This is a genomic window from Cysteiniphilum sp. 19S12-1 (genome assembly GCF_052030685.1).
In the GTDB taxonomy this organism is placed as follows: domain Bacteria; phylum Pseudomonadota; class Gammaproteobacteria; order Francisellales; family Francisellaceae; genus Caedibacter.
Window position 1 is genome coordinate 1 of sequence record NZ_JBQAJM010000081.1, and the last position, 1,289, is coordinate 1,289.

The window sequence follows — 1,289 nt, forward strand, 5'->3', positions numbered from 1 at the left end:
TGCGTAAGAAAGCAGCCTGGGGAAATCAGACTTTAAGCACTATTTTGGCTCAAGGTTTTTAGATGGGACAGCCGTGAACACCTAAAGCTTATGTCGCTTTTTTAACAACATTTGCATTAAATACATAGCCGCGCCCATGGTGAGTTTGGATGAGTTTAGGGTGTTTGGTATCTTCTTCGATTTTCTTGCGTAATAATCCAACGCGGACATCAATTGCGCGATCATAAATATCACGTTTGCTGGTGTTGGTCTGATTCAGTAGAAATTCACGCTCCAAAATGCGCCGTGGATGCTCAAGAAAAACCATGAGTAGGTTAGCATCTGCTGTTGAAAGTTGGACTTCCTCGTTTGCCGTTGTTAGCAAGGAAGTGCGCGTATCAAATCGCCAACGATCAAACTGGTAAATCTTATCTTTAAGTGCGGGTGAGGTTTGTGCCATGCGTCGGTAAATGGCATTAATGCGCGCCATTAACTCAAGTGTGCTAAAGGGTTTTACTAAGAAATCATCAACGCCCGCATCAAAAGCTAAGATACGTTCGGAAACTTCCTGTGATGCAGTGATCATAACAATAGGTGTATTGGTAATTGCTCGAATTTGGCGACAGACTTCAATGCCATCAATTTCAGGTAACATTAAATCAAGTAAAATGGCATCGAATTGTTTTTGCGTCAGTGTCATACTCGCTTCTTTGGGGTGATGAATCGCAAAAGCATCAATATTAAAACGAGCTTTAAGTGTTTGTTTCAAGCTTTTAGTGATCTCTTTATCATCATCGATAATTAAAATGTTTTTGATCGAAGTCCCTTGCTGGCTATCGGTTAAAGTCATAGGCTGCAGTCCTTACATCATTTTATCGCTTATAAATACAATATAATTAAATACTTTTTTGGTTGTTTTGCAAGATAAATTTAATTGCCAAACGACCAAAGTATGTAAATACATATTGTCTACACATTTAAACATATTTGTGTGGTTTTGTTGAGCTAAACTTAATTCTAAGCATGGGGAGTGCGATGACTGATAAGTTGACTAAATTAAGTTAAAGTGGAGAAGTGTAAGCATGAAAATGACAAAATTAATACCGCTGATTGTTTCTAGTGCGTTGCTATTTGGCTGTAACTCGGATGATGGCAATAAGAAAAATGCAGTGACTACGACAGCTACCTTAGTGCCAAGCCAAACGCATGGCAATATTGAGACATCGCATAGTTTGCAAATTACGGTCACTAATGAAGGCAATAAACAGGCAAGTGACTTTGCTGTTGAGCTGCAAGCAGATGATGGTGTG

2 protein-coding genes are annotated in these 1,289 nt (G+C 39.2%); one reads left to right on the forward strand and one right to left on the reverse strand.

The features are described from left to right. Window positions 1–88: 88 nt before the first annotated feature. A complete protein-coding gene (locus ACTS4L_RS11290; protein ID WP_440615708.1) occupies window positions 89–829 on the reverse strand; it encodes a response regulator in 741 nt (246 codons plus the stop codon). A gap of 232 nt (window positions 830–1,061) precedes the next feature. Here ACTS4L_RS11290 and ACTS4L_RS11295 point away from each other — a divergent pair. Next, the coding region (locus ACTS4L_RS11295; protein ID WP_440652066.1) for a hypothetical protein at window positions 1,062–1,289 on the forward strand (228 nt) is incomplete at its 3' end.